The sequence below is a fragment of the Kothea flammea genome (assembly GCF_052161645.1).
Lineage (GTDB): Bacteria > Planctomycetota > Planctomycetia > Pirellulales > Pirellulaceae > Laterigemmans.
The window spans coordinates 3,443,569-3,469,205 of the sequence record NZ_CP197414.1; the positions used below are offsets into that span (position 1 = coordinate 3,443,569).

The 25,637-nt window shown below is 54.0% G+C and carries 17 protein-coding genes and 3 pseudogenes; 8 read left to right on the top strand and 12 right to left on the bottom strand.

What is annotated here, in order from left to right; translation table 11 throughout:
* Window positions 1-47: 47 nt before the first annotated feature.
* The 6 genes and pseudogenes from SH139x_RS13025 to SH139x_RS13050 all read right to left on the bottom strand — a co-directional run.
* Entirely contained in the window at window positions 48-3,086 is a 3,039-nt protein-coding gene (locus SH139x_RS13025) for a PSD1 and planctomycete cytochrome C domain-containing protein (protein WP_488355637.1), read from the bottom strand.
* A gap of 324 nt (window positions 3,087-3,410) precedes the next feature.
* A complete protein-coding gene (locus tag SH139x_RS13030) occupies window positions 3,411-4,325 on the bottom strand; it encodes an alpha/beta hydrolase (RefSeq protein WP_488355638.1) in 915 nt (304 codons plus the stop codon).
* Window positions 4,326-4,527: 202 nt separating this feature from the next.
* Window positions 4,528-5,763, bottom strand: coding sequence for a carboxylate-amine ligase (locus SH139x_RS13035; RefSeq protein ID WP_488355639.1), 1,236 nt, complete (start codon window positions 5,761-5,763; stop codon window positions 4,528-4,530).
* A 4-nt stretch (window positions 5,764-5,767) separates the two neighbouring features.
* Window positions 5,768-7,231 (bottom strand): RimK family ATP-grasp domain-containing protein, encoded by a 1,464-nt coding sequence (locus tag SH139x_RS13040; RefSeq protein ID WP_488355640.1) that lies wholly within the window; start codon window positions 7,229-7,231, stop codon window positions 5,768-5,770.
* A gap of 63 nt (window positions 7,232-7,294) precedes the next feature.
* Complete coding sequence (locus SH139x_RS13045) at window positions 7,295-7,999, bottom strand: C39 family peptidase (protein WP_488355641.1); 705 nt, start codon at window positions 7,997-7,999, stop codon at window positions 7,295-7,297.
* A 264-nt stretch (window positions 8,000-8,263) separates the two neighbouring features.
* Window positions 8,264-8,434: pseudogene (locus tag SH139x_RS13050) on the bottom strand (ADP-ribosylglycohydrolase family protein); the annotation flags it as partial.
* Between the two features lie 105 nt (window positions 8,435-8,539).
* Between SH139x_RS13050 and SH139x_RS13055 the strand changes: the two are divergent.
* The gene (locus SH139x_RS13055; RefSeq protein WP_488355642.1) at window positions 8,540-9,484 is read left to right on the top strand and encodes a nucleotidyltransferase domain-containing protein; all 945 of its coding nucleotides are present in this window, start codon (window positions 8,540-8,542) and stop codon (window positions 9,482-9,484) included.
* 47 nt (window positions 9,485-9,531) lie between these two features.
* A complete protein-coding gene (locus SH139x_RS13060; protein ID WP_488355643.1) occupies window positions 9,532-10,302 on the top strand; it encodes a nucleotidyltransferase domain-containing protein in 771 nt (256 codons plus the stop codon).
* Between the two features lie 61 nt (window positions 10,303-10,363).
* Here SH139x_RS13060 and SH139x_RS13065 read toward each other — a convergent pair.
* From SH139x_RS13065 to SH139x_RS13080, 4 genes and pseudogenes are all read right to left on the bottom strand, one after another.
* Window positions 10,364-10,564, bottom strand: a pseudogene (locus tag SH139x_RS13065) (NfeD family protein); the annotation flags it as partial.
* 195 nt (window positions 10,565-10,759) lie between these two features.
* Window positions 10,760-11,584, bottom strand: a complete 825-nt coding sequence (locus SH139x_RS13070) for a putative RNA methyltransferase (RefSeq protein ID WP_488355644.1) — start codon at window positions 11,582-11,584, stop codon at window positions 10,760-10,762.
* A gap of 430 nt (window positions 11,585-12,014) precedes the next feature.
* Window positions 12,015-12,425 carry a DUF4345 family protein gene (locus SH139x_RS13075; protein ID WP_488355645.1) on the bottom strand — a complete coding sequence of 137 codons (411 nt, stop codon included), beginning with the start codon at window positions 12,423-12,425 and terminating at the stop codon, window positions 12,015-12,017.
* A gap of 29 nt (window positions 12,426-12,454) precedes the next feature.
* The gene (locus SH139x_RS13080; RefSeq protein WP_488355646.1) at window positions 12,455-12,868 is read right to left on the bottom strand and encodes a hypothetical protein; all 414 of its coding nucleotides are present in this window, start codon (window positions 12,866-12,868) and stop codon (window positions 12,455-12,457) included.
* A gap of 386 nt (window positions 12,869-13,254) precedes the next feature.
* Here SH139x_RS13080 and SH139x_RS13085 point away from each other — a divergent pair, with 386 nt between their 5' ends.
* From SH139x_RS13085 to SH139x_RS13095, 3 genes are all read left to right on the top strand, one after another.
* Window positions 13,255-14,253, top strand: coding sequence for a hypothetical protein (locus tag SH139x_RS13085; RefSeq protein WP_488355647.1), 999 nt, complete (start codon window positions 13,255-13,257; stop codon window positions 14,251-14,253).
* A gap of 262 nt (window positions 14,254-14,515) precedes the next feature.
* Complete coding sequence (locus SH139x_RS13090; RefSeq protein WP_488355648.1) at window positions 14,516-17,728, top strand: PSD1 and planctomycete cytochrome C domain-containing protein; 3,213 nt, start codon at window positions 14,516-14,518, stop codon at window positions 17,726-17,728.
* Window positions 17,718-19,148 carry a DUF1501 domain-containing protein gene (locus SH139x_RS13095; protein ID WP_488355649.1) on the top strand — a complete coding sequence of 477 codons (1,431 nt, stop codon included), beginning with the start codon at window positions 17,718-17,720 and terminating at the stop codon, window positions 19,146-19,148. The genes SH139x_RS13090 and SH139x_RS13095 overlap by 11 nt, the downstream gene beginning before the upstream one ends.
* Window positions 19,149-19,211: 63 nt before the next feature.
* Here the strand turns inward: SH139x_RS13095 and SH139x_RS13100 are convergent, their stop codons facing one another.
* Together SH139x_RS13100 and SH139x_RS13105 are read right to left on the bottom strand one after the other, a co-directional pair.
* Window positions 19,212-19,952 (bottom strand): YqjF family protein, encoded by a 741-nt coding sequence (locus SH139x_RS13100; protein ID WP_488355650.1) that lies wholly within the window; start codon window positions 19,950-19,952, stop codon window positions 19,212-19,214.
* Between the two features lie 589 nt (window positions 19,953-20,541).
* Window positions 20,542-21,651 carry a hypothetical protein gene (locus tag SH139x_RS13105; protein WP_488355651.1) on the bottom strand — a complete coding sequence of 370 codons (1,110 nt, stop codon included), beginning with the start codon at window positions 21,649-21,651 and terminating at the stop codon, window positions 20,542-20,544.
* A 215-nt stretch (window positions 21,652-21,866) separates the two neighbouring features.
* Here SH139x_RS13105 and SH139x_RS13110 point away from each other — a divergent pair, with 215 nt between their 5' ends.
* The 3 genes and pseudogenes from SH139x_RS13110 (at window position 21,867) to SH139x_RS13120 (ending at window position 25,287) form a co-directional block, all read left to right on the top strand.
* A complete protein-coding gene (locus tag SH139x_RS13110) occupies window positions 21,867-23,111 on the top strand; it encodes a PQQ-binding-like beta-propeller repeat protein (protein ID WP_488355652.1) in 1,245 nt (414 codons plus the stop codon).
* A 32-nt stretch (window positions 23,112-23,143) separates the two neighbouring features.
* Entirely contained in the window at window positions 23,144-24,199 is a 1,056-nt protein-coding gene (locus tag SH139x_RS13115) for an NAD-dependent epimerase/dehydratase family protein (protein ID WP_488355653.1), read from the top strand.
* Between the two features lie 5 nt (window positions 24,200-24,204).
* Window positions 24,205-25,287 (top strand): annotated as a pseudogene (locus tag SH139x_RS13120) (dihydrodipicolinate synthase family protein).
* Window positions 25,288-25,637: the final 350 nt, after the last annotated feature.

Genomic DNA, 25,637 nt, shown 5'->3' on the forward strand with positions numbered 1-25,637 from the left:
GGGGCAGGTAGAGCGAGTCGCGTCGCAACACGAGCATCGCCAGTTTCTCAACCCTTAGTAATCGACTCATTCAAATTTAGGTACAAGCTGGCAATACTAGCAAAGGCGGCCAGTTTTGCGGGATCTAATGATTCATCAACAGCAGATTCCCCGACCTGCACCATCCTTAAAGAGGCCTCCGGAGAAGCGGCAAACTTGCGATATTCGGCTTGGAATGCCGCCATGATTTCGTCAGCTTCAGCAGCCGTCGGACGACGAGCGGTTACGAGGCGAAAGCCAAACTCCAGCTTGTCTTTCAACTGAGCGGAATCATGCTTCATCATTCGCTCTCCAAGTTGTCGCGCGGCTTCGACAAACTGCGGACTATTGAGCAGCACCAACGCCTGCGAGGGAGTGTTGGTACGCGAGCGTCGAACGGTACAGAACTCTCGCTCCGGGGCGTCCAAAATTTTCAGCATTGGCGAAGGCACGGTGCGTTTCCAGAAGGTATACAGGCTGCGGCGATAAAGATCATCGCCGCTTCCTTGTGGATATTCCTTGGAATATCCCGGCCGATTATTGAGCTCCAGCCAAATGCCTGCGGGCTGGTAGGGGTAAACGCTTTTCCCGCCCAAGCGATCGACCAGTAAGCCGCTGGCCGACAACGCAGCATCTCGAATCTCCTCCGCGTCGAGTCGCATGCGGGGACCGCGCATCAGCCGGCGATTCTCGGGATCCTCCGCGTACGCTTGCGAGCCGGCGGCCGAACTCTGCCGATACGTCGCCGATGTCAACATTAACCGTTGAAGATACTTGACATTCCAGCCGCTGTTGACGAATTCACTCGCCAGCCAATCGAGCAACTGCGGATGGCTCGGTAACTCACCCTGTACCCCAAAGTCCTCGGAGGTCTTCACCAAACCAACCCCAAACAATCGCTGCCAATGGCGATTCACAGCCACACGTGCGGTTAGCGGATGCTCCGGAGCGGTTAACCACCGGGCAAAACCGAGTCGATTTGCCCCAGCACCCGCCGGCATGGGAGGCAACACCGCGGGGACATCACCGGAAACCTCTTCACCGGGGGCATCATACTGACCACGATGGAGCAGATGCGTGGTACGAATCTGCGGTTGGTCCTGCATAATCATCGTCGCTGGAAACAACGTTTCTAGTTGCTCCTCAATAGCGACCAGCCGTTGCTTGAGCGCTTCTCGCGGGTCGTGATGCTTGAGGAAATAGGCTGATAACTGCTCCGCTTCATTCACCGATCGCCCCGCTTTTGGGGTCATCGCAATCTGGCGAATCAGGCGTGGTACACCCTTAAAACTCAAATCCTGTTCCGGATCAGAGGTCACAGACAGTCGGGGACGACCTATCCCATGCGTGGCGAAACCAGCTTCATGTCGCAACCGAAATCGCAGCACCGTTCCGCCCTCGAACCCGAACGGTTGTTCCGCAACAAAGATGGCTGTCGCCGGTTCTTTGCGGGTTGGACCATCGACCGCCCACCCGCTGTTTGCTTCGCCGTCGATAGCCCGCGCGACTTCGTAATTCTTTTGTTGATAGTCGGCGATCGCTTTTACGAACCTCACCGCTTGGGTCTTTGTGTGATCAGCTTGCGAGACAGCTGTTAACTCAAATTCCGTGAGCACAAAATTTGAGTTGCTGTGACGGCCAGGTCCGCCTCCTGGAAGCGAATTGTGAAGCAATGCTTCAAGGCGGACAGCTGTCATCCCTGCGTGGTTGGTGGTCGCTGCGATTTCATAGATGTCATGCCGCGGATTCGCTCCGCCAATCAGAATCGATTGATCCTCCAATTTCTCCATCTTGGAACCACCAGACGACGTCATTGTCTCGGGAATAATAACATCCCAGCCACTCCCAGAGGTTGTTGCCAGTCCGTTGCTCCAACGCTCCAGAGCCGGCTGGATGTCGACGGTCTTCTCAAGTTCCGACCGTACCATCTTAAGCTCCAAATTCAGCTTCTCTAACTGTTCATGCCCGAGTGGCGAGGCAATGCGTTCGTTGGGCGTAAAGCCGCTCATGCCACGTTCGGGCACCTGATTAAAGAACGCGTACAATTGGTAGAATTCGCGTTGAGAAATTGGATCATATTTATGGTCGTGGCAGCGTGCACAACCGACGGTCAGCCCCAACCAAACGCTAGCCGTTGTGTTCAAGCGATCCATCACATATTCAGTACGATACTCCTCATCAATGATACCACCTTCTATCGTAATGCCATGATTGCGGTTGAAGCCAGTTGCCAGACGTTGCTGAGGTGTGGCCTGCGGGAGCAAATCACCAGCTAATTGCTCCCTGGTGAATTGATCGAACGGCATGTTTTCGTTGTACGCGGCGATCACCCAATCGCGCCATACCCATTGCTCGCGTTCCGTATCGTATTGATACCCATTGCTATCGGCATAGCGAGCAAGGTCTAACCAATGACGCGCCAGATGCTCGCCATAGGCGGGCGACGCCAAGTAGTGATCGACCATGTTTTCATAGGCGTCCTTCGATTGGTCCGCCAAGAAGGATTCGATCTCTGCGATCGTTGGCGGGAGCCCCGTTAGATCAAATGCTACACGTCGAATCAACGTCTCGAGAGATGCCTCCGGCTGAGGGGCTAAACCAACTCGGGCCCCAGCCGCCTCAACAAAGTGATCGATCGGGTTTTTGGCCCAACCGCTTCCGCTGGCCACTGGGACCTCAGGATTGGCAACAGGGACAAATGCCCAGTGCGACTGATAACCAGCACCCTGCTCGATCCAAGCACGCAAAGTTGCAATCTGTTGTTCATTCAGAGCGGTCGGTCCCTCAGCCGGTGGCATGCGGACATCAGGATCATTCGCTGTCACCCGCCTCAGCAACTCACTGGCGTCAATATCACCCGGCACAATTGCCCGAGCTCCGGAGTCGCTCTCGCCGATCGCCGCCTCCCGCAAATCCAGTCGCAGCCCAGCTTCCCGAGTCGCCGAATCGGGCCCGTGACAAGTAAAGCAATGATTCGACAAAATCGGCCGCACGTCGCGATTAAACTCAACTTCGGCACCCAGCAGCGGTGCCGTCAGCAATACGAAGACTATCAACGCGAATCGCATGGATCACATTCTCAATCGCAGGGTCGTTCGTGTTAACATCATGTTCGCTATGGTTACCCACACGGGAACTTAAGGCGAACACGAGCGAATCGCCGTTGGGTTCAACGTGAGCGTACCGAACGAATACCATCATAACGTCGCAATGCACTTGTTGCACGCGACAAGTTTACCCACCGCACGACGAGCTAGCAGATCACAAGGCGGACCAACGGCCGGAAAACGCCCCGTTAGCGTAGCTGGGTTAACAGTTTCTAGGCCACTTTGCGCCAAGCCCCTCCAACTTTCCGATCTCGATCGAGAAACGTCACGCCCGCAATCACTGGCTCAATTCCTAAATAGTAATTGAGCAAAATGGTATAGATTGTTTCGCCAATGGGTCGCATCGTGGCCGTATGTATCGACGTTCCAGACATGGGGAATGTCGTTCTTTTGGAGATACCTTTGTAGCCGCTGACTAACATTGATCAGCCCATCTTTGTTCCCACAAGAAAGCCAAAGTAACTTTAATTGCGCTTTGGCTTGGTTGATGTCGGGCACCAACTCCTCGGGTGCCTTCGTATTGGGAGCCGAGGAAAACCCACCAATCCAGGCGAACGTGTCGAGATGGCTGAGGCCAAAGTTGAGCGACTGGCCGCCACCCATGGATAGGCCGGCAACCGCCCGATGATCGCGTTCCGCGTGGACCGCATAACGGGATTCAATTGTCGGGATCACATCTTCCAATAGATCGCTTTCGAACGCCGCGAAGGCTGGCGCCGCAGCAAACACGTTACCTTCGGCCCGGTCGTTCTTCTGGGCACGCCCGTTTGGCATTACGACAATCATGGGTACCATCTTCTGATCGGCAATGAGGTTGTCAAATAGCACAGCGGGCGTCGCAAACCGTTGCCACTCGGTTTCGTCACCACCGATCCCGTGCAGCAAATACAACACCGGATAGGATTGTTCGGTCGAATAACCTGGTGGGGTGTAAACATTCATCTTGCGAGTTGTGCCTACGGACTTCGATTCGTACTCGATCATCTCGAGTTTTCCTCGCTCGATTCCCGGTCGCTTTTCCGTAATGCTCGCGGATGGATCCGGGTACTTCTGAGTGTCTTCCGGCCCGAGTTCGATTGGCCTACCAAATGCACCGCCCCGCCGCCGCTGGGGTGGTTGGTCACCGTTGGCGGGCGAGTTCTGTGCCGGAAGGTCAGTGATCAGCAAACAGGTCACGATAACGATGGCGAGTAATCTCATTCGAGATGTTCACTTTGAAAAGGATGGATGGGCTGAAAGACAGTCACAGTGTATCCCAGTTTGCACAGGAAAACCAACTGTGGAACAATTTGCTAACCGACCGCGCCCAAGTGGGCTACGTTTCGCTTTGAAGCCGCGAGAACGAGCATTCCTATGGTCTGTTCACTTTCTCTCCTAGAGCAAATTAACTTGACTCGGCAACTCAAACGCGAAAAATATCACCCTCCCGCAGGCACTCACAAAGCTCGCTATAGACACCTTTCAGTGAATCGCGAGAGTAATTGCCTCCAAGCCGGTGCATGATTCGGTCTGAGAGATTGCCATGACACAGAATATACTCAATGTGCTGTCGCTCCTCGGGCGGAAGAGAAAGATCGCATCCCGCCAACTTGCTTGCTATCTCATACCAAAAATCATCGGCCGCAAGCTCTCGATCGATGCCGAATATTTTTCCCAGTTGAATAGGGACGGTCGCTCGCAGTCCCAAGCGACTCACCTCGAGAAAAACATCCGCTAGCATTTCCGTCGTGGGCTTTACTTGTTCTGCCAGTGAGCATAGTTCCCCAGCGACAAGCAGCTTCAGCGTATTTACGATCATATGCCCTAACGCGATGTCGGCGAACGGGCATTCTTGGTTATCCAAGATGCGAATCTCAATCGCCCCCCGATCGAAACGTGCGATCGCGCCCCGCGAATTCAACCAGGTATGCTGCAGGATGCCTGCCGGGTCCAATGGGGCAATCTGACGAAACATTGGTTGATAAATTTGCTGATCGTACTCCGCTTCGCTGAATACGGCTTCCGGTACGACAAGCCCCGCAACCGCTGGGACCCTGGCAGAGTTGCCGCGATAGACATCAAGTCGACTATCACACCAACCGTGCCATTGCGAATTATAAATCGGGGAACTGGCCGTGAGCGCGGGCATTAATGGCAACAGCAATCGAATCGCTGAATGCAACTTTGCAAACTCTTGTTCGCCAGAGAAAGGCAGATTCCAGTGCGTGCTTTGCAAGTTGGACCAGCCGTGGCCGGAACAATCAAATAGCTTGTCGAATGCATTGTAAATCGCGCTGCAATCGTGAGGCCACAGCCTTTTTTCCGAAACGGGATCCATCCAGGGATGCATCGCGGTGGGCATGAGTCTCGCATGGAACTGCTTTGCCAAATGGTTGGCCTGCTCGACACTTTTCTGAAACACGTCGCGAGCCTCCCGCAGATCGCTGAGCGGCTCGCTGACTTTTAGCTCTAAAACATGGAGAACTAGCTCGTTGCTCCAGCTGATCGCGCCGAATTCGAGATGGTCGACAAACTCACCGGCCACGGCTCTCATCAGCTCATCCGATATCGGTGCCACGTTTAAAGAGTCGATATCGACGAGCATATACTCGATTTCAACCCCAAACGCATCGAACAAATGATAGGGCGGGCTAACCATGGGCTCAGTGCTGCCCCTTCTTGGCTACGATCCGATCGAGAAAGACTTGCATGATCCGCAAGTAGAGTTGTTCCTTGAGCAACTGGTCCTCAACTCCCTTGTCAATGTTCGGGTTATCGTTGACCTCGATAATGTAGTATTTCCCTTGAGACTCCTTTAAATCGACTCCGTAAAGGCCATCCCCGATCAAATGGCAAACTTTCAAAGCGGCTTTCATTGCACCAGCCGGAACTTGATCTAGCGGTAGGGTCTCAAAGTTACCGTATCGATCATCGTCGTGGCATTCTTGCTTGATAATTTGCCAGTGCTGCGGCGCCATGAAGTATTTGCAAGCGAAAATCGGTTGTCGATCTATGACGCCAATCCTCCAATCAAATTCGGTGGGCAAAAACTCTTGAGCGACAACCAAGTCGGAATCCGCTAACATCTCCTTCATCGCCATCTCCAACTCACCGTCATTGGCAACTTTGATGACGCCCTTGGAAAATGCGCTGTCAGGCTTCTTGAGCACCAGGGGGATTCCCAGTATTCGATGAGCATCCTGCCAATTATCACGATGCAGGACCAGTGATTTCGGCGTCAGCAGTTTATGCCTCGCCATCAATTCGGCCAGATAGACTTTGTTGCTACAGCGCACGATCGAGAGCGGATCATCCATGACAACGAGCCCCTCACTGGCTGCCCGTTGCGCAAAACGAAAAGTATGGTGGTTGACAGCGGTCGTTTCACGTATGAACAGCGCATCAAATTCGGCGAGTCGCCCATAGTCATCACGCGAAATGATTTGCGTACGCATGCCAAGTTGATGACCAGCTTTAACGAACTGATCGAGTGCCGCTTGGTCAGACGGCGGCTCGCTCTCTTCCTCATTGGCGAGGATCGCCAAATCGAAGCGAAACGAAACTTTACGACTACTTTTCGGTGCATGACCGGCAAAGTATTTGCTGGCTGCCTCGATGACAAACGGCCAATGCCGTTCCGGGACCTCACTAGCCGAGATCGCATTGACGGATTTGCATGTCCATTCGTTACCTGTTCGTATAAACTGAGCACGCAGGAGTGGAGCCGGAAACTGATTGTATAGTTTATTCGCCAGTCTGTGATGGCTGTCTGAGAGGTTGCGACCGAAATAGATGCTCAACTCAAAGCTGTCCGACACGATTCGTTTTAAGCTGGATTGGATAATTTGATCCAGATCCGAAGTTATGATGCGAACAACGGACTGACTTTTTAGGTCTTGAATGGTCGTGATTGCCGGGATTGGTCGATGACCACGCGCCTCGGCCAGCAGCGAGACATAGTATCCTGTTGATTGATAGCGGTAGGAACGGCAAAGGTTAAAGAGGCGAACGTTGCGTAATTCGCTGTATTCCGGTTTGGTAATATAACTTTTAGCATCCACAACCTCGACATGAGGGATTTGAAATTGCCAATCCTTCGGTGAATTTGCAACGACGAACGCTGGCACTGGGGCGATCCTGAATTGTTTTGTTAAGTTGACAAAGAGTAATGGTGGAAATGTGCACGGCTTTTACTTGGCGGGGCGAATCACCAAAAAATTCGCGTCATAAGTCAAAACCCCAAGTAGGATAGCGGTCACAGCTCTAGCCAGCGGGACTTCATATTCCTGGTGGTCGCTCAAGGGATTCTTATGGTACGGGTCCGATACCAAGACTCTCCTCGTATCGTTGTTATACCCATGGAGGACCACGAAGTGACCTTGAGGAACACCACAGACGTCATTTGGTTGCTGAGTCGAGTTTATCTCGCGCGGTTCACCGTAAAGATAGGTCGAACTTAGCCCGCAAAGCAGGGGCTGGTTGCGAGCTAAATACTTGCGGATCAACGATGGGCTTAGGTCTCGCATCCGGATGTCGCCACCAAGCCGAAGAAAGTCGAGATAGCCGACCGTTGCCAAACGCAGTTTAGCATCCTCTTTGGCTGCCGCCTGCCGGGCTAACTTCTCTTTGAGATCGACGGCAGGATCGCGGAACCAAGTGGGGTCGAAAACGGTCAAGTTAAAGGTATAGATGCGAGCAATGTAGCCATGCCTCAATGCGTCACAGCCCAGCATGACAGCGAGTGTCCCGCCATCATCCAGTTTCGGGACACGCGCGATCAGGGTGGGTAACCCAATTTCTTCACCAAAAAAACGATAGACGGCGTGTAGGCAAGTCGGCCCACAGGTCCAGTCGTCGGGTTGTGGCAGAATATTTACCGGCAGTGGATCGGACACGGTTATTCCCTGATTTACAAAAGACTCCACCGTATCCAGCCACGCCGCTGGCCAACGTGACTTTCGAATAACTGCCGAAACGGCGAATTTACTCGCCAATCGCAGCATCGTAGCTACCGCCAGCCTTACGGGATGGTCGCCACGCGGTCGCAGTTCGATTCGTGTCACTCAGTAGAATATCGCGAGGCTGCGGTCGCAAGTGTCAATTCCCGATTGCCCCCGGAGCGTGCTCCGCCAGCGGTGTGTCATTTGATCCCCGCTGGGGGTGTGCTCAGTGTCACTAGAAATCATTCCTCGGCCGAAAAGGAAATGGTAGCGATATGGCGGCCCGAGTAAAGGAACTCCACGTGCAGGCGACAAACCTTCATATGGCAGCCCCAGCGCATCGCCGGCGGCCGTTCCCAAAATGCATCCGATGATTGCTGTTCGATTCATCAAATAAGCTTTAAAGGCCAACTGTGCATCATGATTCCGTGCTGCTCGGTGCGAAGTCATAGTTTAGAATTCGAGCGTTGCTTTCCACCGGGAGTAGTGAAATAAATGAACCAAAGCGATCAACCAGCATTGATTTATTCCGTCGGAACTCAGGTAGTGGTGCAAAAAGATGTCCGAGCGGCGAACGACAGGATTGCTCATCCAGCCGGCGCTGTCGGCGTGATCGTGCGTTCTCCAGTCGACCGCAGCCACGCCTACCGAGTCAAGTTTAGCGACGGTTTAGAAGCACCTGTCCATCACGCCGGACTCGTTCAACTCGCTGAGTTCAAGGCGGGGCAAATTCGCGACCGAGATGCGCCGCTAATGAGTGCTGGGCTGTACGAACGCGTCATCTATCGCTGCGTGATTGGTTCCCGCGCCTACGGGCTTGATGATGAAGCGTCTGACACCGATCGGCGCGGCATCTATCTTCCGCCAGCCGAATTGCATTGGTCACTTTACGGCGTGCCAGAGCAGCTTGAAAATGACGAAACCCAGGAAGTCTATTGGGAACTGCGCAAGTTTATCGTGCTGGCACTGAAAGCGAACCCCAACGTGCTCGAGTGCCTCTACTCTCCCATCGTCGAAGATGTCACGCCGCTCGGCGAAGAATTGTTGGGCATGCGTGAGGTTTTTCTGTCGAAACTGATTTTCCAAACGTTTTCAGGATACGTGGCGTCGCAATTTAAAAAAATGCAAACCGACATTCGCAACCAAGGCCGCGTGAAATGGAAACATGTAATGCATCTAATTCGGTTGCTGCTGTCGGGGACACATGTCTTGGCCACGCGTACAATGATCGTCGATGTCGGCGAGCATCGGGATCAACTGCTAATGATTAAGTGCGGTGAAATGTCGTTCGCCGACGCGGATGCCTGGCGAAAAATCCTGCAGCGAGAATTTGAGTCAGCTTATCAAACGACCACCCTGCCTGACCGCCCTGATTACGAGCGTGTGAACACCTTTTTGGTTGACGCTCGCCGTCGCGCGATGAGCGCAGAGTTACCTTGAACTTTATCTCTCTTTGTTCTTTTCAGTTACGGGCGAAAACAAATAAGATGCTCATTCCACATGACAAAATGATGCAACACGTGCGGACGCATCCGTTTCCCCTCGTGTTCGCCACAATCAGTGGAGCCCACTTGTATGGTTTCCCGTCACCCGATTCGGATTTTGACCTTCGTGGTGTGCATTTGCTGCCGCTCGAGACTGTCATTGGGCTGGATTATCTTGATGGGAAGGGGTCGCAACGGACCGTTGAAAAAGAAGGTCTCTATGATGGTTTGGAGATTGACCTCGTCACCCACGACGCGGCAAAATTCTTCGCCTTGATGCTGCGTCGTAACGGCTATGTGCTGGAGCAGATCTTTTCACCTCTCGTTGTTTTCACCACGCCCGAGCATGAAGAGCTGAAGTCAGCCGCCGCCAACTGCATTACCCGTCATCACGCCCACCACTATCTTGGCTTCGCGGCCACGCAGTGGAGGCTGTTTCGGAACGAATCGCCGCCGCGTGTGAAACCGTTGTTATATGTCTATCGAGTTCTGCTCACCGGTATCCACTTGATGCGAACAGGGGAGGTGGAAGCGAATTTGGTCACGCTGAATCAAACTGCCCAGCTTAATTACCTCGACGACCTCATCGCGCAAAAGCTAAACGGTCCCGAAACGGGGAAGCTGGGGATCGCTGACCTTGAATTTCATTCCCGAGAGTACGAACGATTAACCAAAGAACTGGAGTCGGCTCACGAGCAATCGGACCTCCCGGAACTGCCCTCGGCAAAACCAGCCTTGAATGATCTACTCGTTCGACTAAGACTCCAGCGCTGACTAGGTCGCATTCGGTAGGGCGGTTCATACAATGACGATCATCTTGGTGGGCCGACGATCATTAGTATTCGGGCGAGGACGGTGATTCACAAGCTGTCGCACATGCTGAACGAGGACTTACACATGGGGTCCCGTTGCGGCAGGTGCGGACAACTACCTTAGTTCCGGCATCGATAAACTTACCATCAAACGATATTGCGGAGTATTTTACGCCATCGATATCTGCGTCACCTGAAGGGCGCAAAGGAGAAGTGGTGATTCCGGGCTTGCCGAGATGTCAACGGTGGTATCTATGTCACAGCTACCCACCCAGAGATTAAAACTCCAAATAAGTCCAGCCAGGAGCAAGCCCGCTAATGGAATATCAATTAAAGGTGCGAAACTGATTTTCTGCAATAAGTAAGCTAAAGATTCCATGGAGGCCTATCAACGACGGGAGCGTACTCCGCAACCCCTGCTAGCCGCGCGTAAGCAGGAGCAAATCTGCCGCCAGAGTGACGTTCATGGTCTGTATTGTTTCTAAACGTGACTGCTGGGAATGACGCACCGCGCGGTACGTCATTGCCAATGCGTCTGCAATTGCGTCCGGCTCTAATCGAACATTGTTGTGCCAGTTCTTTCGGTCAACGACTTTAAGACCAGCGGCACGCATCTCATCGGCTACCAGCTCCCAGCGGCTGCGGCGATGTCCAGCTTGCTGAGTTTGCTCGCGCAGTTCGATCAAATCATCTTCCCCCGGCACGGCAACCACACAGATCCCACCAGGCACAAGGACGCGATAAATCTCTGAAGCGGGTCTTCTACCAAAAAGCGATAGCACCCTGTGAATACTCTGATCGGCCGCCGGCAAAACGCGGTCGGCGTTCGCCAATACCCAAGTCGCCGCGGGCCATCCGCGAACTGCCAACTTGATGGCTCGCTTCGAAAGGTCAATACCGCAATAAGAATCAGGTTCGCTACTGAAAAATGCTGGGCCGAACGACCCCTCACCACATCCCAAATCGAGCGTTCTTTGGTTTGTCCCCGTGCCGTTCAGAGCGATCCAAGGTCGCAAATTTTCTATCAGTGAATTTGCGTGGCCGCGTTGAAGCCAACGATGCCTTGCCAAAACAGCGGCCTCTGAATCACCAGGATTCTTGGATTTCTTGTCTTGAGGCTGGAGGAGATTCCAGTATCCCTGTTTGGCTTGGTCAAAATGATGCCCAGCGGCGCACGTCAGCTCTCGCTCGCGCAGCTCCAGCAGGTGTTGGCATTTTCGGACGGTGCAGCGTAGTTGAAACATCACTTCATGCTAAATGCGAAGGGACAAACAAACAGAATGCAGCACTGACGCGCTCCAGTCCCGCAAACCTTCAGTGGATCGCTTCGTAGACAACGCTGGCAGCTACGAAGTTGCTACCACTGATGCCGCCGGATAGTCCTCGGTGGTTCGAGGAGGGATTGTCGCCGTTTGTGTCCAATCAATCAACGGGCCGCCAAAAGCTGTCCGGGTCGTCCCCAACAAGTCGCGAATCAAAACATCACCCCGATGGATAACCCGAGCAGAAATGGCGGGAGAGTTTAGCTGGTTTTGTGGGATAGTGACAACCGCGAACTTCGACATTGCAGCTCCGCTCAACTCCGCGGTGTCAAAAGTGAGTGCTCGGGGGGGGATGTAAGCTTGCTTGAATTCATTCAATTTTTGACAAGATTCGCTCAGCATTTGGCAGAACTCAGTCAAGTTGATTCGCCGTTAATCCAATATCCCGGGAAACCACCACGCATCCAGCTGCACAAAATCCAGCGCCCATTATCTCCAGTCCCGCAAACCCGAAGTGCATTGGCGCGAACCCATCGATTAGCAAGCCGATCAAACGGCCGCTAGCCGATCCCAGCAAAGGCAGCCCACCCACCAACAACGCTGCGAACAAATCGCCTCGCCACCACAGCACAATCATCGCCACGGCGATTGCCATTTCCACACCTCCGTAAAAGGCGCGGACTTCGGTCAACATCTGCGGTGTCGAAACTTCCACCCCGAACGCTGGCAACAAAGCACCGGGGTTTGCGCCCAGCCACACGGCAAACCCGGCCCAAGAAGCAGCGGTGATAAAAATGACTGTGGTGGGAAAGTGGTTTTTCATAGCATAGATCCATGCGGGTTATCGTATCATTACTCGTCGAGATCTGGAGTTCCCGGATACTGAGAAGTGAGCTTTCTCTCCTTTGACTTCACTACATAGGTAGCCGCGTGGGTGTTGAGCATCGCTGGAATGCCGATCAGCAACGGCGCTGCAACGATTAGTGGAGCGCGGAATGTCCCGGCCAGCACTAACATTGTGATCTGGGCCACGAGTGTCGCGTTTGCAAGCATCGATGTCCAACAGAAAAAATATCGGAGTGGGCCACTCAGCTCAAACCACGAGCAGATTACACCGAGCAATCCACTCGCGAGCAAGTGCAGACCAAAAAGCAAGAAAGAATCGGCCGCATCCGAGGGGAGCATGCCCAACGCCGCAACGCCTGTTCCCAAAAGAAGTATCAGCAGGCTGCCGGCAATGGAGAAGTAGAAATGCGTGGCACGCAATGAGCGTCCCAGGGCCGAAGGGGAGCTGGCAACTGTGGGCTCGTATGGGTTTTCAGGCATTGTGCATTGAGCTATTGAGCGAGATATTCAGATTGTACCGCGGGCTACCAAATCAAGGTTGAGAAAGACTGTCAATGGGATCGTTTAAGGAGAAAAATTCAGTTAACCTTCAGCGCAGGTGGGGATGTCTCAACTTTTTTCCTCCACACTAGAAACGATCGGAACATAAGTCTCGTCTTTCGCTCCGCGTTAGCAGGCGTTTAGATGGGCTTTCGCGGAGCGAGAGGCGACGCTAGAACACCGCGAGTTCCTTAGTACTGAGAATCGGGTTACACTTAACTCAAGTTTTTCCTTCCTGAAAACTATCCGCATCATCATGGGCTGACATGACTTGGTTTAAAAGGCTTACCGGAGTCGATGAGCAATCGCCAGATCAGGTCCGCAGGGAACTATTGCTCGCCGGTGATTGTATCGTTGTTCCGACTGGTAAGCGGATGGCCTTTGGACGTTTGGAGACACCGAAATTATCTGAACTACGACGCGGAGTGGCGGAACTAGCCACCGAGCGGCGGTTGTCGAGCGTCCGCGAAATTGTCGCCGATGTCCGCCAATTGCACACCGACCCGTCCAATGCCGGTGCGATGTTCCAAGTCGCCTCGCAGTTCAACTTGTTGGAAATGACCGGCCCGAGCGTTACTCCCGAGCGTGGTGTCGGGATCTACGAGCTCGATCCTACGCAAGGTCCTGCGTGCGCGATCGCTTGCGGTGCAGGAACAATCTACCGCAATTACTTCGCTGACGTTGACGGCCAGATTGGCCAATCGGCCGACAAACAAATCGACTGCTCCGTCGAACTAGGCCTTGAACTTGGTAACACCGATCAGCGGCTGTGGAGGGTGCAGAACGGCTACCTCTTGCCGAGCGACAATGGATTGGCCGAGATCACTCAGAAGATTCGCACAGCAGACGAAGCCGAACGGAACACCTTGCTGGGACAACTGCGTGTCGGATTACAACTCGACGCCGAGGTTACCGTTGCTGGCGTCAGCCACCGCGTCTCGCAGGCTTATTGCTCGGCATTGCCCGTCGCCTATGGCAGCCAATCAACTGAGCAATGGACCGATTTTGCCAAACTAATCCTCGACGCAGCCTACGAGGCAACGTTGGCCGCCACGGTCCTCAACGCAGCCAGCACTGGCAACCGCGTGGTCTTTCTCACCCTGCTGGGCGGAGGCGTTTTCGGGAATCGAAACCAGTGGATTGCCGACGCAATCGAGCGCGCGTGTAAATTATACCGCGACCATGGTCTCGACATCAGAATTGTCTCCTACAGTCGCTCCCACTCCGCCGTCGCAGAAATCGTGCGGCGTTTGATGGTGGGTTAGGTGTCGCTGCCAAGTTTAGTTGCCTTGGTCTGGGTATGCTTGAGCGGGTGCTTGGAGTTTCGCGAAATTGTAGAACTGCCGTCCTCGGCTGTTTGCAGTCCTGCAAGCGATTGGGGACAATCGCTCTACATTGTCCCACAGCCGCCTTGAACATAGCTACCGCGAGCTTACGATCTGCTACACTTAAGGCCCGCCGGCGGCCCCACCCGAACTGCTGAAGTAATTCCAGTGTCAGCCTCTCCCCCAGCCTGGTATTCATTGCATGACTCCATCTTCGAAAAATGGCTGCCTGTACAGCAGGGCAATGCAGCGAACGATCTTACTCGGCAACATTCGGTGGCTGTTCGTTACCTTTACGCTCGGCTGCCTGCAGATCGTAAGTACAACAGCGTCGCTCGCCCAAGAATCAGTGCCGGCGATTACGGCTGACCAGGAGCAATTCTTCGAATCCAAGATTCGACCGCTACTGGCTGAGGCTTGCGGAGATTGCCATGGAGGCACGAAAGCGGAGTCGGGGCTGCGAGTTGATTCGCGAGCCGCACTGTTGGCGGGTGGCGACAGCGGACCGGCGATCACGTTAGCCGACGGGGCGACCAGTCTCCTGTTAAAAGTTGTCAACTACGACGGCGATATTCGCATGCCACCCGATCAGAAACTGGCGGACGACGAAATCGCGGCGCTCCGAAAGTGGATCGAAGAAGGCGCCCCATGGCCCAACTCCGGCGACGAGACGCCAGCGAATCCGCTGGGCCTGCGTTCCGGTCCGATCACCGACGCTGATCGACAGCATTGGGCTTTTCAACCGGTGGCGAAACCATCCGTCCCGATGCACGACCTATCAAACCAGTGGGCTCGGACAGATATCGACCGCTTTCTGCTCGATGCAATGACTCGGCACAATATCCAACCGGGGAGCGACGTCGACCGCCGGACTTGGTTGCGGCGGTTGACCTATGACTTGATTGGGCTTCCCCCGACCATACATGAGGTTGAGGCTTTTCTCAACAATTCATCCCCTGACGCGGATGTGGAAGCGATCGATCGCTTGCTGCAGTCGCCTCATTTTGGCGAGCGGTGGGGACGTCACTGGTTAGATGTTGTCCGCTATGCCGACACCGCCGGTGATGGCGCCGACTACCCAATCCGTGAAGCTTATAAGTATCGCGATTATGTGATCGCGGCGTTCAACAGCGACAAACCCTACAATCGATTCCTGCAAGAACAAATCGCTGGCGATATCCTTGCCAATCAAGCGGCGGCGGCTGGTCGAATAACGACTGAAGAATACGCCAACCAAATTACGGCGACCGGATATCTCGCCATGACCAAGCGGTTTGGTTACAACATCAACAACGAGTTTCAACATCTGGACATTGCCGACACGCTTGATAATTTCGGACAATCGATCCTGGGTCTTTCCATCGGCTGTGCCCGCTGTCATGACCATAAATACGATGCGATTACGGCTGAGGATTATTATGCCTTGTATGGCATTTTCGCCAGCTCGCAGTACAGTTTCCCGGGCGGCGAGGAATTTAAAAAGCCTCATAACTTGATTCCACTCGAATTGCCCTCGGTCGTCAATTCCGCTCGGCAACGTGTGGCGGATCAAGTCGGCGTGTTGGCAGCTAGGCTGGCAGAGATTGAAGGCAGACGAGCTGAGTTGATCGCGCGGAACATGGTTGGCCTCAGCCGCGATCCTGGCTTGGAAATGCAGACGCTCAATCAACCCGGTGCCGCGCCATGGTTCACCGCCGGTCCAAATTCGGTAATCCCTGAAGCACAAAGCCCGTTCGCACACGTCCTGCCGATCGGTTCGCAAGGTATCCGTATTTCGCATGGAAAGCTTACAGACGGTGTGCGACAAGAGTTCAGTGATGTATCCGCGGCAACATCTTCGCTGCTCCACTTTAATTTTGACTTCCGCAACACCGAAGCCGTCGAAGGGCCAGGTGGATATCGCTTTTTCCTGGCCCGCGGTGCCCTACAATCACTGGCGATTCAGGTCAGTGTGGACTCACGACAAATCAAAGTTTCCAACGGCGAAAGAACGCAAGTTGTTCGCGGTCTGGATCCCGGAGTTTGGTATAACGTCCAATTCCAAATCGACTTATCAAAGCGGACTTTCTCGGGCCAGATTGGCAGACCGGGCGATGTCACTTCTTTCGAAGATTTCGCTATCCATCCTAATTGGGACGGAATTCTCAATACCTTTGTCTGCGATGGCTTTGGAGATGATCAATCGAAATCGCCAACGCGTGACATCGATAACGTGATCGCCCAAATGAACCCTTTTCCGCCTCTTTCTGAGGCGTCGTCGATTCAGCCGGTATCCACCCAGCCGCTGGTCGACTTCGTCGCTATCAAAGATGAGCTCAAGGAGTTGGATGCGAATAGTGGGCGGATCAAGGCCGAGCAAACTGCCCTGCAGTCTAGCATCGGCTTTCCAATGGCCTATGGAGTGGTTGAGGGAACACCGCTGAATGCAAAGGTCCAACGACGGGGCGAGCCAGATCGCCTTGGCGATGAAGTTCCTCGGCGTTTTCTCGAGATCCTTGGTGGCGATCTAGTACCTGATGATTACCACGGCAGCGGGAGATTGCAGTTGGCTCAATGGGTGTCACGCGACAGCAATCCCTTAACGGCACGAGTGATCGTCAATCGAGTTTGGCATCATCTGTTCGGTCGCGGATTGGTCGACACCCCAAACGATTTCGGCACACGGGGAACCAGGCCCAGTCATCCCGAATTGCTAGACTTCTTAGCAGCCGAATTCGCTGAAGATGGTTGGTCGATTAAGCGGCTGATACGGCGAATTGCGATGTCGCGAGCTTATCGGCTAACTAGCCAGACGACACCCCAACAGCTTGCAGTCGACGCGCAAAATCTCTGGTTCGCGAGGCACCGCCGTCGACCACTGGATGCCGAATCGATACGTGACTCGATATTGGCGGTCAGCGGTGGGTTGGACACCAGTTCTGCTGGACCACACCCATTCCCCAAGGTCGATTCATGGCAGTTTACCATTCACTATCCATTCCATGCCGTTTACGATTCAAACCGTCGCAGCGTTTATCTGATGATCCAGCGGGCGCGTCGCCACCCTTTTCTAGCCCTATTTGATGCGGCAGATCCGAACATCAGCACAGCGACTCGCCAAGTCACAATCACTCCGACGCAGAGTTTATATTTAATGAACGCGCCGCTGGTGCACCAACGTGCCGAGCAACTGGCGTCGCGAATCTCCGCAAGTTGCGAGCCAGCGGACACCGATGCGGATCAAGCCGTCGTGGCCGCATACGAGACTGTCTTGGCGCGTCATCCAGACGAATCCGAAATCGCTCAGGCGACTAATTTTCTTAATAGATCGCGTAAGATCCTGCGGTCGACAGGTGATGAGGGTGCGTGGCACCAGTCGATCGCCGCGTTCTGTCGTGTCCTATTGACCAGTAACGAGTTCCTGTATGTCGATTAACAAAAGCTTGCCATTGTTCAACGCACAGGGGACTTCGCGTCGTGACATGTTGGGATGCGCCGCCGGTGGGTTCGGTGCCCTCGCCCTAGCCAGTTTGTTGGCTGATGAATCCTTAGCCATCGCACCCGACCCGCTGGCACCGCGCGTCTCGCACTTCGCTCCTCAAGCGACCAATGTGATATTTATGTTTTCGACCGGCGGGGCCTCGCACGTCGACACTTTTGATTACAAGCCAAAGTTATTCGCTGACCACGGCAAGTCGATCTCAATTGACAATTGGCAGGGTAAATCAGGTGATTTCACTCGCTTTTTAAAACGTCCTAATTGGGATTTTCATCCGCGTGGTCAAAGCGGGATACCGGTCAGCGATCTGTTCCCGTGTTTGGGCCGAGTGATCGACGATCTATGCGTGCTGAATTGTGTCGAGGGGGATCACACCGGGCACGATAAGGCAACAATGGGTATGCACACCGGATCGTTCAATTTTGCGCGGCCCAGCATCGGATCGTGGGTCAGCTACGGGCTGGGGACAGAGAACCGTAATCTTCCGTCATTTATGGTGCTAGCTCCGGCGGCCCCCTACGCTGGTGCGCAAGTTTGGGGTAGCGATTTCCTACCCGGTTGCCACCAGGGAACGCACGTCAAACCTGGGCCCAATCCGCTGCCCAACGTCAAACCGTTGTCGGCCAGCGAATCGTTGCAACGGCTGGAGATGGATTTGCGCGATCGACTCAACACGCAACACCTAAGCGATCGCGCTGGCGATGCGGCGTTGGAAGCGAGAATTCGATCGTTCGAGACCGCGTTTGGGATGCAACGCGAAGCCCCTGAGGCGTTTGACTTGTCGCGAGAAACTGCCGCTACGCTAGCGTCTTATGGAATCGAGCCGGGTGTCAATTCAGGTTTTGGGTGGCAGTGTTTGGTCGCACGTCGGTTGATCGAGCGCGGGGTTCGATTCATCGAGTTGATCGATACCGGCTCGGGGTCGGGCGAGAACTGGGACTCCCATGGTGACATGCAAGCGCATGCTCCACTCGCCAAGGCGATTGACCAGCCGCAGGCTGCCTTGATCACTGATTTGAAGCAAAGAGGCCTGTTAGAAAATACGTTAGTCGTTTGGACCACCGAGTTTGGTCGAACTCCCTACAACACGAGTGCCGACGCGAAGGGGCGGGAACATCATCACCAAGTCTTTTCCTCTTGGATGGCGGGCGGAGGAGTCAAAGGCGGGATGATTCACGGCAGTAGCGACGAATACGGGATCGGCCCCGCGACCGGGCGCGTGCACGTTCATGACTTTCACGCCACGATTCTTCACCTCCTGGGATTGGACCACGAGCGATTAACGTTTCGGCATGCCGGACGCGATTACCGCCTGACCGACGTTGCCGGCAAGGTCGTGAAGCCAATTTTGGCCTAGGCGATCGCCGTCGTGCGAGTACCGCCACAAAGACGGTGGGCACCTCTCTCGGCGGTAAAGCGATCATTGAGGCTTGCATCTTGTCACGATCCAGGCCCGCACATCGACAGGTTTGGCGATCAACAAATGTGGCTCGCCGGTGAACACAAAACCGAATGGTTTACCCATCGTGTTGACCCGCTCGGCGTAGTCTGCCGCCGCCAATGACCAAGGTGGATGGTCAATTTCGCCACGAAACAAATGCCCCCGGCGGTTGGCGCTGTAGAGGCAATAGCGAGCGGTAAGCCAGTGCTCCAGCGATCCTGGTGCAGCCTCATGAAACTCACCGGTGGCGACATAGTCGACATCAAACTCTGCCGCCGGTTCGCGGCGATGCGTTCTTTGGCTTCGATAAGTGATCTTTCCCTGCTTATCATGGCGAATTGACATGCTCGCATCCATGTAGGGAAGGTTGAAGCTCGCCCTGGCCACGCGAACCGCCAGACGATTGGCGGCATCGAGGGAGAAAAACCAAACGCCCGGTTTCCCGTCGATCGTGACATAAGTACGGACGTTTAATTCGAGAAAGCGACTGATGCCGGGAATCAGCGGGCAGCACCGCGGAGCGACGTTCGACATCAAAAACGGCACCACGCCCACCCAAGCTTGGCCATCGCGAGTGTCCAACGTTACGCCATCGGGAAGCAGCGTCGCCACCGCTTGCGGGTGAACCGCCCAGTGCGCAAACAGCAGTTCCGACCAAGTCATGCGCATGACCCAAGGCAGCCGTGGCAACGGCCATGTACGATCCGAGTTAATATCCATGCAGACTCCTCAACAACGGATTCAATTCCGCGTGCCGAAATGCAACTGGCTCATCCAATAAAACCCGCATGTGAGACAAGTCTTCAACCGCCTTAAATTAACCTGCGCGTTGCAATTATTCGTGCCAAAGCGGTGTCGGACATGATGAATTGAAGCGGGCGAATCTTCGCGTTACGCCGGGAACTAACGGCCGCTGCTGCCCGCCTCTGTTAACCTTCATCCTCAAACGAGTTTCTTGTTTAACTTGAACGTTGGATAGGTTACTCGCGGTTCAACGTCAGTCTAGCAAACGGGGACCGTCTTTCGGATACGTCCACGTTATCGATTGCCCACGTCCAAGTGTCGCTCTTGCGACCGAATCAACCGGATCGCGCTAGCTCACGGTTCCGCGGAACCGTGAGCTAGCGCTCGACGGCTGATATAACCGAAAGACCTATGTCGAGGTACTCACCAATCGCGATCACGCGTCGTCCCTTTTTGCCATAGTGGCGGACGAACGACCTTAACGGCCTTAACCGTTCTATTACCCGTCCAAGAGATGATCAAGGTGTAGAGCTCTTCGGCGTCGATGTCATAATGCCAATCACTGTCAGGAATGTGGTCTGGGGAATCGATACGGGTTAATAACCTCTTCCGGCGACATGCCTTGCTTCACTTTTTCCGCATTCGACTCGCGGGTGCCGGGAACTGGTTTCCGTAGGTAAAGTTTTTGTTTGGCGTATTCCTCGTGATGGGTATTGAATTCCGTACACGGAAATGCTCCAGGTTTCTCGCCAAGTCGGCGAAGGGACAAGTGGACGTTTTGCCGGGTCGTGTAGGTAGCGAAATTAAATGGGGTGACCCGTCCCTCAGGAACCTTCGAGAATCCCCCCGACGTGGATATTCCAATGTGGGTGCTGTTTTCAATCTTACGAAGCGCTGGGACCGCTTCCTTTATTCTTAGAACACCGGCTAGATATGCGACGAATTCGACTTCGTATGTACCTCCGGCGCAATCGCAGCAGTCACACTTTGCCGCAGTGCCATCAAGAACGGGCTGAAGCACTTTTAGAACATATTCTTTCTCCGCCTGTTCGATAGCCTCGGCTAGACGCTTTGTTCTCCTCGTGTTCCCGCCAGTCATTAACTCGATAATGAAATGTCTGCCCCACCATGGCCGAATGATGAAGTATTCCCTTGAATCCACATTGGCGAAGTACCAATGGGACCTGCTGGCCCAAAGCGGGCCGGCGGTTGTGTGCGATACGTATTTGTTTTCTTCTTCTTTCGTTAAGCAGTCATCGAGGACATTGATCTTTCCGGTCTCCTGGCCCTTGGGATCGATGACGATAAGTTCATCCAGACCTGTATAAATGACCGTAAAGCCGGTATCCGATACATGAATGTCTGCTGGCGATCCTCCCAGCGCTGGAGTGTAAGTATGCTTGGGATCACCGCCCCAAACCTTAGGCGCTCCCATGGGCTGTTTGCGAATCCAAATTATTTGCTCCGTTCGCATGTCCTTAAAGGCGTAGGTAAAATTTGACTGGAAGGCGACATCCTCTGTCTGATTTTTATTCTCCGGCGACGTCGCTGTGACTTGGTAACGCCCGGCGGGGGAAGTCGCTGCGATGTCACGATAGTAGCGATCTGTGCAATATCCCACTTGAGCCGCAACGCTAGACGTCACTAGTAGGCAAAGTGCGAACGTGCGTTTCATGTCACTTTTCCAATTTCTGGTGGCGATGGGCAAGGAGCATTTGTCACGCGCGGCTGACTCTGAATGCTCTTATAAGTTACTTTTCCCTTGCCTGCCATCCGTGCCGCCGAGCGGGGTGATTGCAGGCGGGACTTGAAGACGGCTGTACAATGCCGAGCTAACCAACTTGGCACAGTGAACCACTTCCGTCTCCCCACTTTTGGCAAGAAACCTCGATGAAATCCTTAACCGCAGCAATCACTGCCGCGATCGCACTGACGTTCGCGCCCCAGTCGCCCGCACCAACCGCAACTGCGGAGGATGCAACGTGGAACCAGTGGCGTGGCCCCCGTCGAGATGGCACGTGGGCGGGCAACCTGCCCACATCACTTGCAACGCTCGAGCTCGCTTGGGAAAAACCGATGCAACCCTCCTACAGCGGCCCTATTACTGATGGCAAGCATGTTTACACGACCGAAACCGTGGATGAGACCTATGAACGTGTATCAGCCTTTAATATTGAGACAGGCGAGTTGCTATGGACCGCGCAATGGGAAGGAGCAATCACGGTGCCTCCTTATGCAATGGCAAATGGCGCTTGGATCAAGTCCACACCGGCACTCGCAGAAGGTGCGATCGTTGTCTTGGGCACTCGAGACGAGGTCATCTGTTTGGATCAACAAACTGGGGAAATTCGCTGGAAAGCTGACTTGGCAGAACGATTCAACTCGCGGCGCCCACCATTCGGCGGAGTTTCTTCGCCCTTAATTGATGACGGAACGGTAATTGTGATGGCTGGCGGAGCTACGGTGAAATTGTCGCTGCTAGATGGTAGCACCATGTGGAAAACACTAGCCGATGAGGGTGACGAAAACGATGCGTTAAGCAGTCCAGTCATCCACGCTATCGACAGCAAACGCCAACTTGTCGTGCAAACGCGAACGCGATTGTGTGGGGTTGATTTAGTAGATGGCTCTTTGCTCTGGGCGACACGGATCGAAGCATATCGAAACATGAATATATTGACTCCAACAGTTGTAGGAAGTCGAGTGTTCACGGCGGCGCAGCGGGGGCAATCCCAATGTTTTCGCGTGGCCCGCGCGGAGAAGGGGTGGTCGTGTGCAGAAATCTGGAACCAGAAAACTCAGGCTTACATGTCATCCCCCGTCGTTGACGGTGAAACGATTCTCATGCACACCAGCAGCGAACGACTGCAAGCGCTCGATGCGTCAACGGGCGAAATTCTCTGGACCGGTCGCCCGATGGGTAAGTATCAAAGCTTAATTCGCAACGATGAAGTTCTCTTGGTTCTCAATAACGAAGGCGAGCTGATAACGATTGAACCGAATCGAGATGAGTTAACGATCCTAGATAGGCGTAAAGTCGCCGATGATTCATGGGCCTATCTCGGTGTATTTAGGGGGGGTATCATTGTGCGAGATCTGAACGCATTGAAAGTATACCGGTATTCAGTGCAGTAGTGCCAGTTTAAGTGTCAGACAAAGGAAACAGAATGCAAGTGGCTCAAGAAGCTCTTCCGACGGTCATCGATTCCATTGCCCAGCTCGATGAGGTGCTGACTCGTCCCACTGCCGCTCTTTGCGACATGATCAAGACACTGGCCAGCCCTCTCGTAATTCTCGGAGCGGGTGGAAAAATGGGGCCGAGCTTGGCTGTGCTTGCCAAACGGGCTGCTCAAGCCGCTGGGCACTCGCTCGATGTGATCGCCGTCAGTCGTTTTCGCGATGCGGTTGCCCTCCAGTGGCTTGAGCAACGAAAGGTGAAAGTTGTTCAAGCCGATGTTTTCGATGCGGCGCGGCTTGCCCAACTACCTGATGCATCCAATGTAATTTATCTGGTTGGCATGAAGTTTGGCACCACCAGTGACCCGGTTCCAACGTGGATTACCAACACGCTTGGTCCCATACAGGCATCTCAGCGCTACCCGGGCTCGCGAATCGTAGCGCTATCAACCGGTAACGTTTACCCACTGGTCGACCTAGCGAGCCGCGGCAGTGTCGAATCAGATCCGCTGACACCGATTGGCGAATATCCAAATGCGGCAGTCGCTCGTGAACGTATTTTCCAGCACTACGCTAGCTCCGCCGGTTCACTCAGTCCCACCACATTGATACGGTTAAATTACGCTCACGATCTCAGGTACGGAGTAATCTCCGACATCGCTGGAAAAGTCTCCCAGCAACAGCCGATCGACGTCTCGATGCCCGCCTTTAACGCGATTTGGCAGGGGGACGCAAACGACTTCATCCTGCGGGCTTTTGGGCTCTGCTCGACACCGGCAACTGTCCTCAACGTCACGGGCACAACGCACGAACGTGTTCGGGATATTGCGAGACGATTGGCGAAAAATCTGAATCGTGATTTGAAGATGGTGGGAGACGAGCAACCGACGGCACTCCTGAGTGACTCTCGAAAAATGGTTGAGCTGTTGGGGGAACCGCGAGTTTCGATCGATCAATTGGTTAACTGGATTGCTCACTGGACAAAGATTGGCGGACTGACCTTCGGCAAGCCGACCCACTTTGAGTCTCGCGACGGGAACTTTTGACCAACATGTCGCTCCACCGCCTAGGTCAACTGGCCGCCAGGTTTCGCAGAGGCGTCTTTATTTCGGCGCATCCCCTTGCGTTAGACGCAAATCGCCGACTTGACGTGAGACGTCAGCGAGCGCTTACTCGTTATTACTTGGACGCGGGCGTTGATGGGTTGGCAGTCGGTGTTCACACCACCCAATTCGCTATTCGCGAACCGCGGCACGGATTGTTGTTACCCGCGTTGCAACTTGCCGCCGAGACAGGTCGTAGTCATTCGTTAGCCACCAGCCGCGAACAACCATTGTTAATTGCCGGTGCATGCGGGGCGACGAAACAGGCGATTTGCGAAGCGGAATACGCACACCGTTTGGGTTATGATGCTGTGTTGTTATCACTGGCCGCGTTAGGCTCCGCGTCCGATGACGAAATGATTCATCACACTCGTCGCGTTTCTGAAGTGATGCCAATTGTGGGATTTTATTTACAACCGGCCGTCGGTGGTCGCGCGTTATCGTTCGAATTTTGGCAAGCATTCGCCGAGATCCAGCAAGTCGTGGCGATCAAAATCGCTCCATTCAACCGTTATCAAACCCTAGATGTCGTTCGCGCCGTCAGCGAATCGACTCGATGTAAAGAAATTGCCCTACTAACTGGTAACGACGATACGATTATCCATGATCTGCTCAGCCATTATGAGTTTACGACCGGCACTAGCGTGCGACACACCTCATTCTCCGGCGGATTGCTAGGGCACTGGGCATGCTGAACCGCTGCTTCGGTAAAGTGGTTCCGCGAGTCACTGCAAGCACGCACTGAAACTGGCGGAACGGCATTACGAGCGCTGAATCGTTTGGCTGTTCAAGTCACTGATATGAACGCGGCGATCTTCGACGCCAAGCACCAGTTTCGGGGCTGCATTGCCGGCATCCACGAGGTGCTTCGTCGACAAGGACTACTCGAAGGTAACTGGTGCCTCAATCCGCAAGAAACGCTCAGCCCCGGGCAAGCCGAGGAAATCACCCGCGTCACAGAAGCATATCCTCACCTTACTGACGATAAGTACGTGCGAGAAAATATCACGCGTTGGCTGAGTGAATCCTAAAGAACGGTCCTGCCTCAGCGGAACCTGGATTTTTCTCTGATCGGGCTGTCCTATGGTCCAAAGGAAGACTCGATGACAATACGATCCAGAAGAAAAATCTCCGCTCGGGAGAAAGCCGCCGTTTTGACTCGGTACATGGTCGACAGGATTTAGATATCCGACCTTTGCGATGAGTTTAGCCCAGTTAAACTTGGTGGGAGGCCGAGCAAACGCCTGCTTTGGGGGAGTGGCATGCGATATTCATTTTCTGATCGTCACTAAGCTTTGCCAAGTGCTGGCACGATCGTTCGGTGAGATAAGCAAGTCGTCAAATAAACCTCGGTTTGCTTAATCATCGAGCGAACTAGACC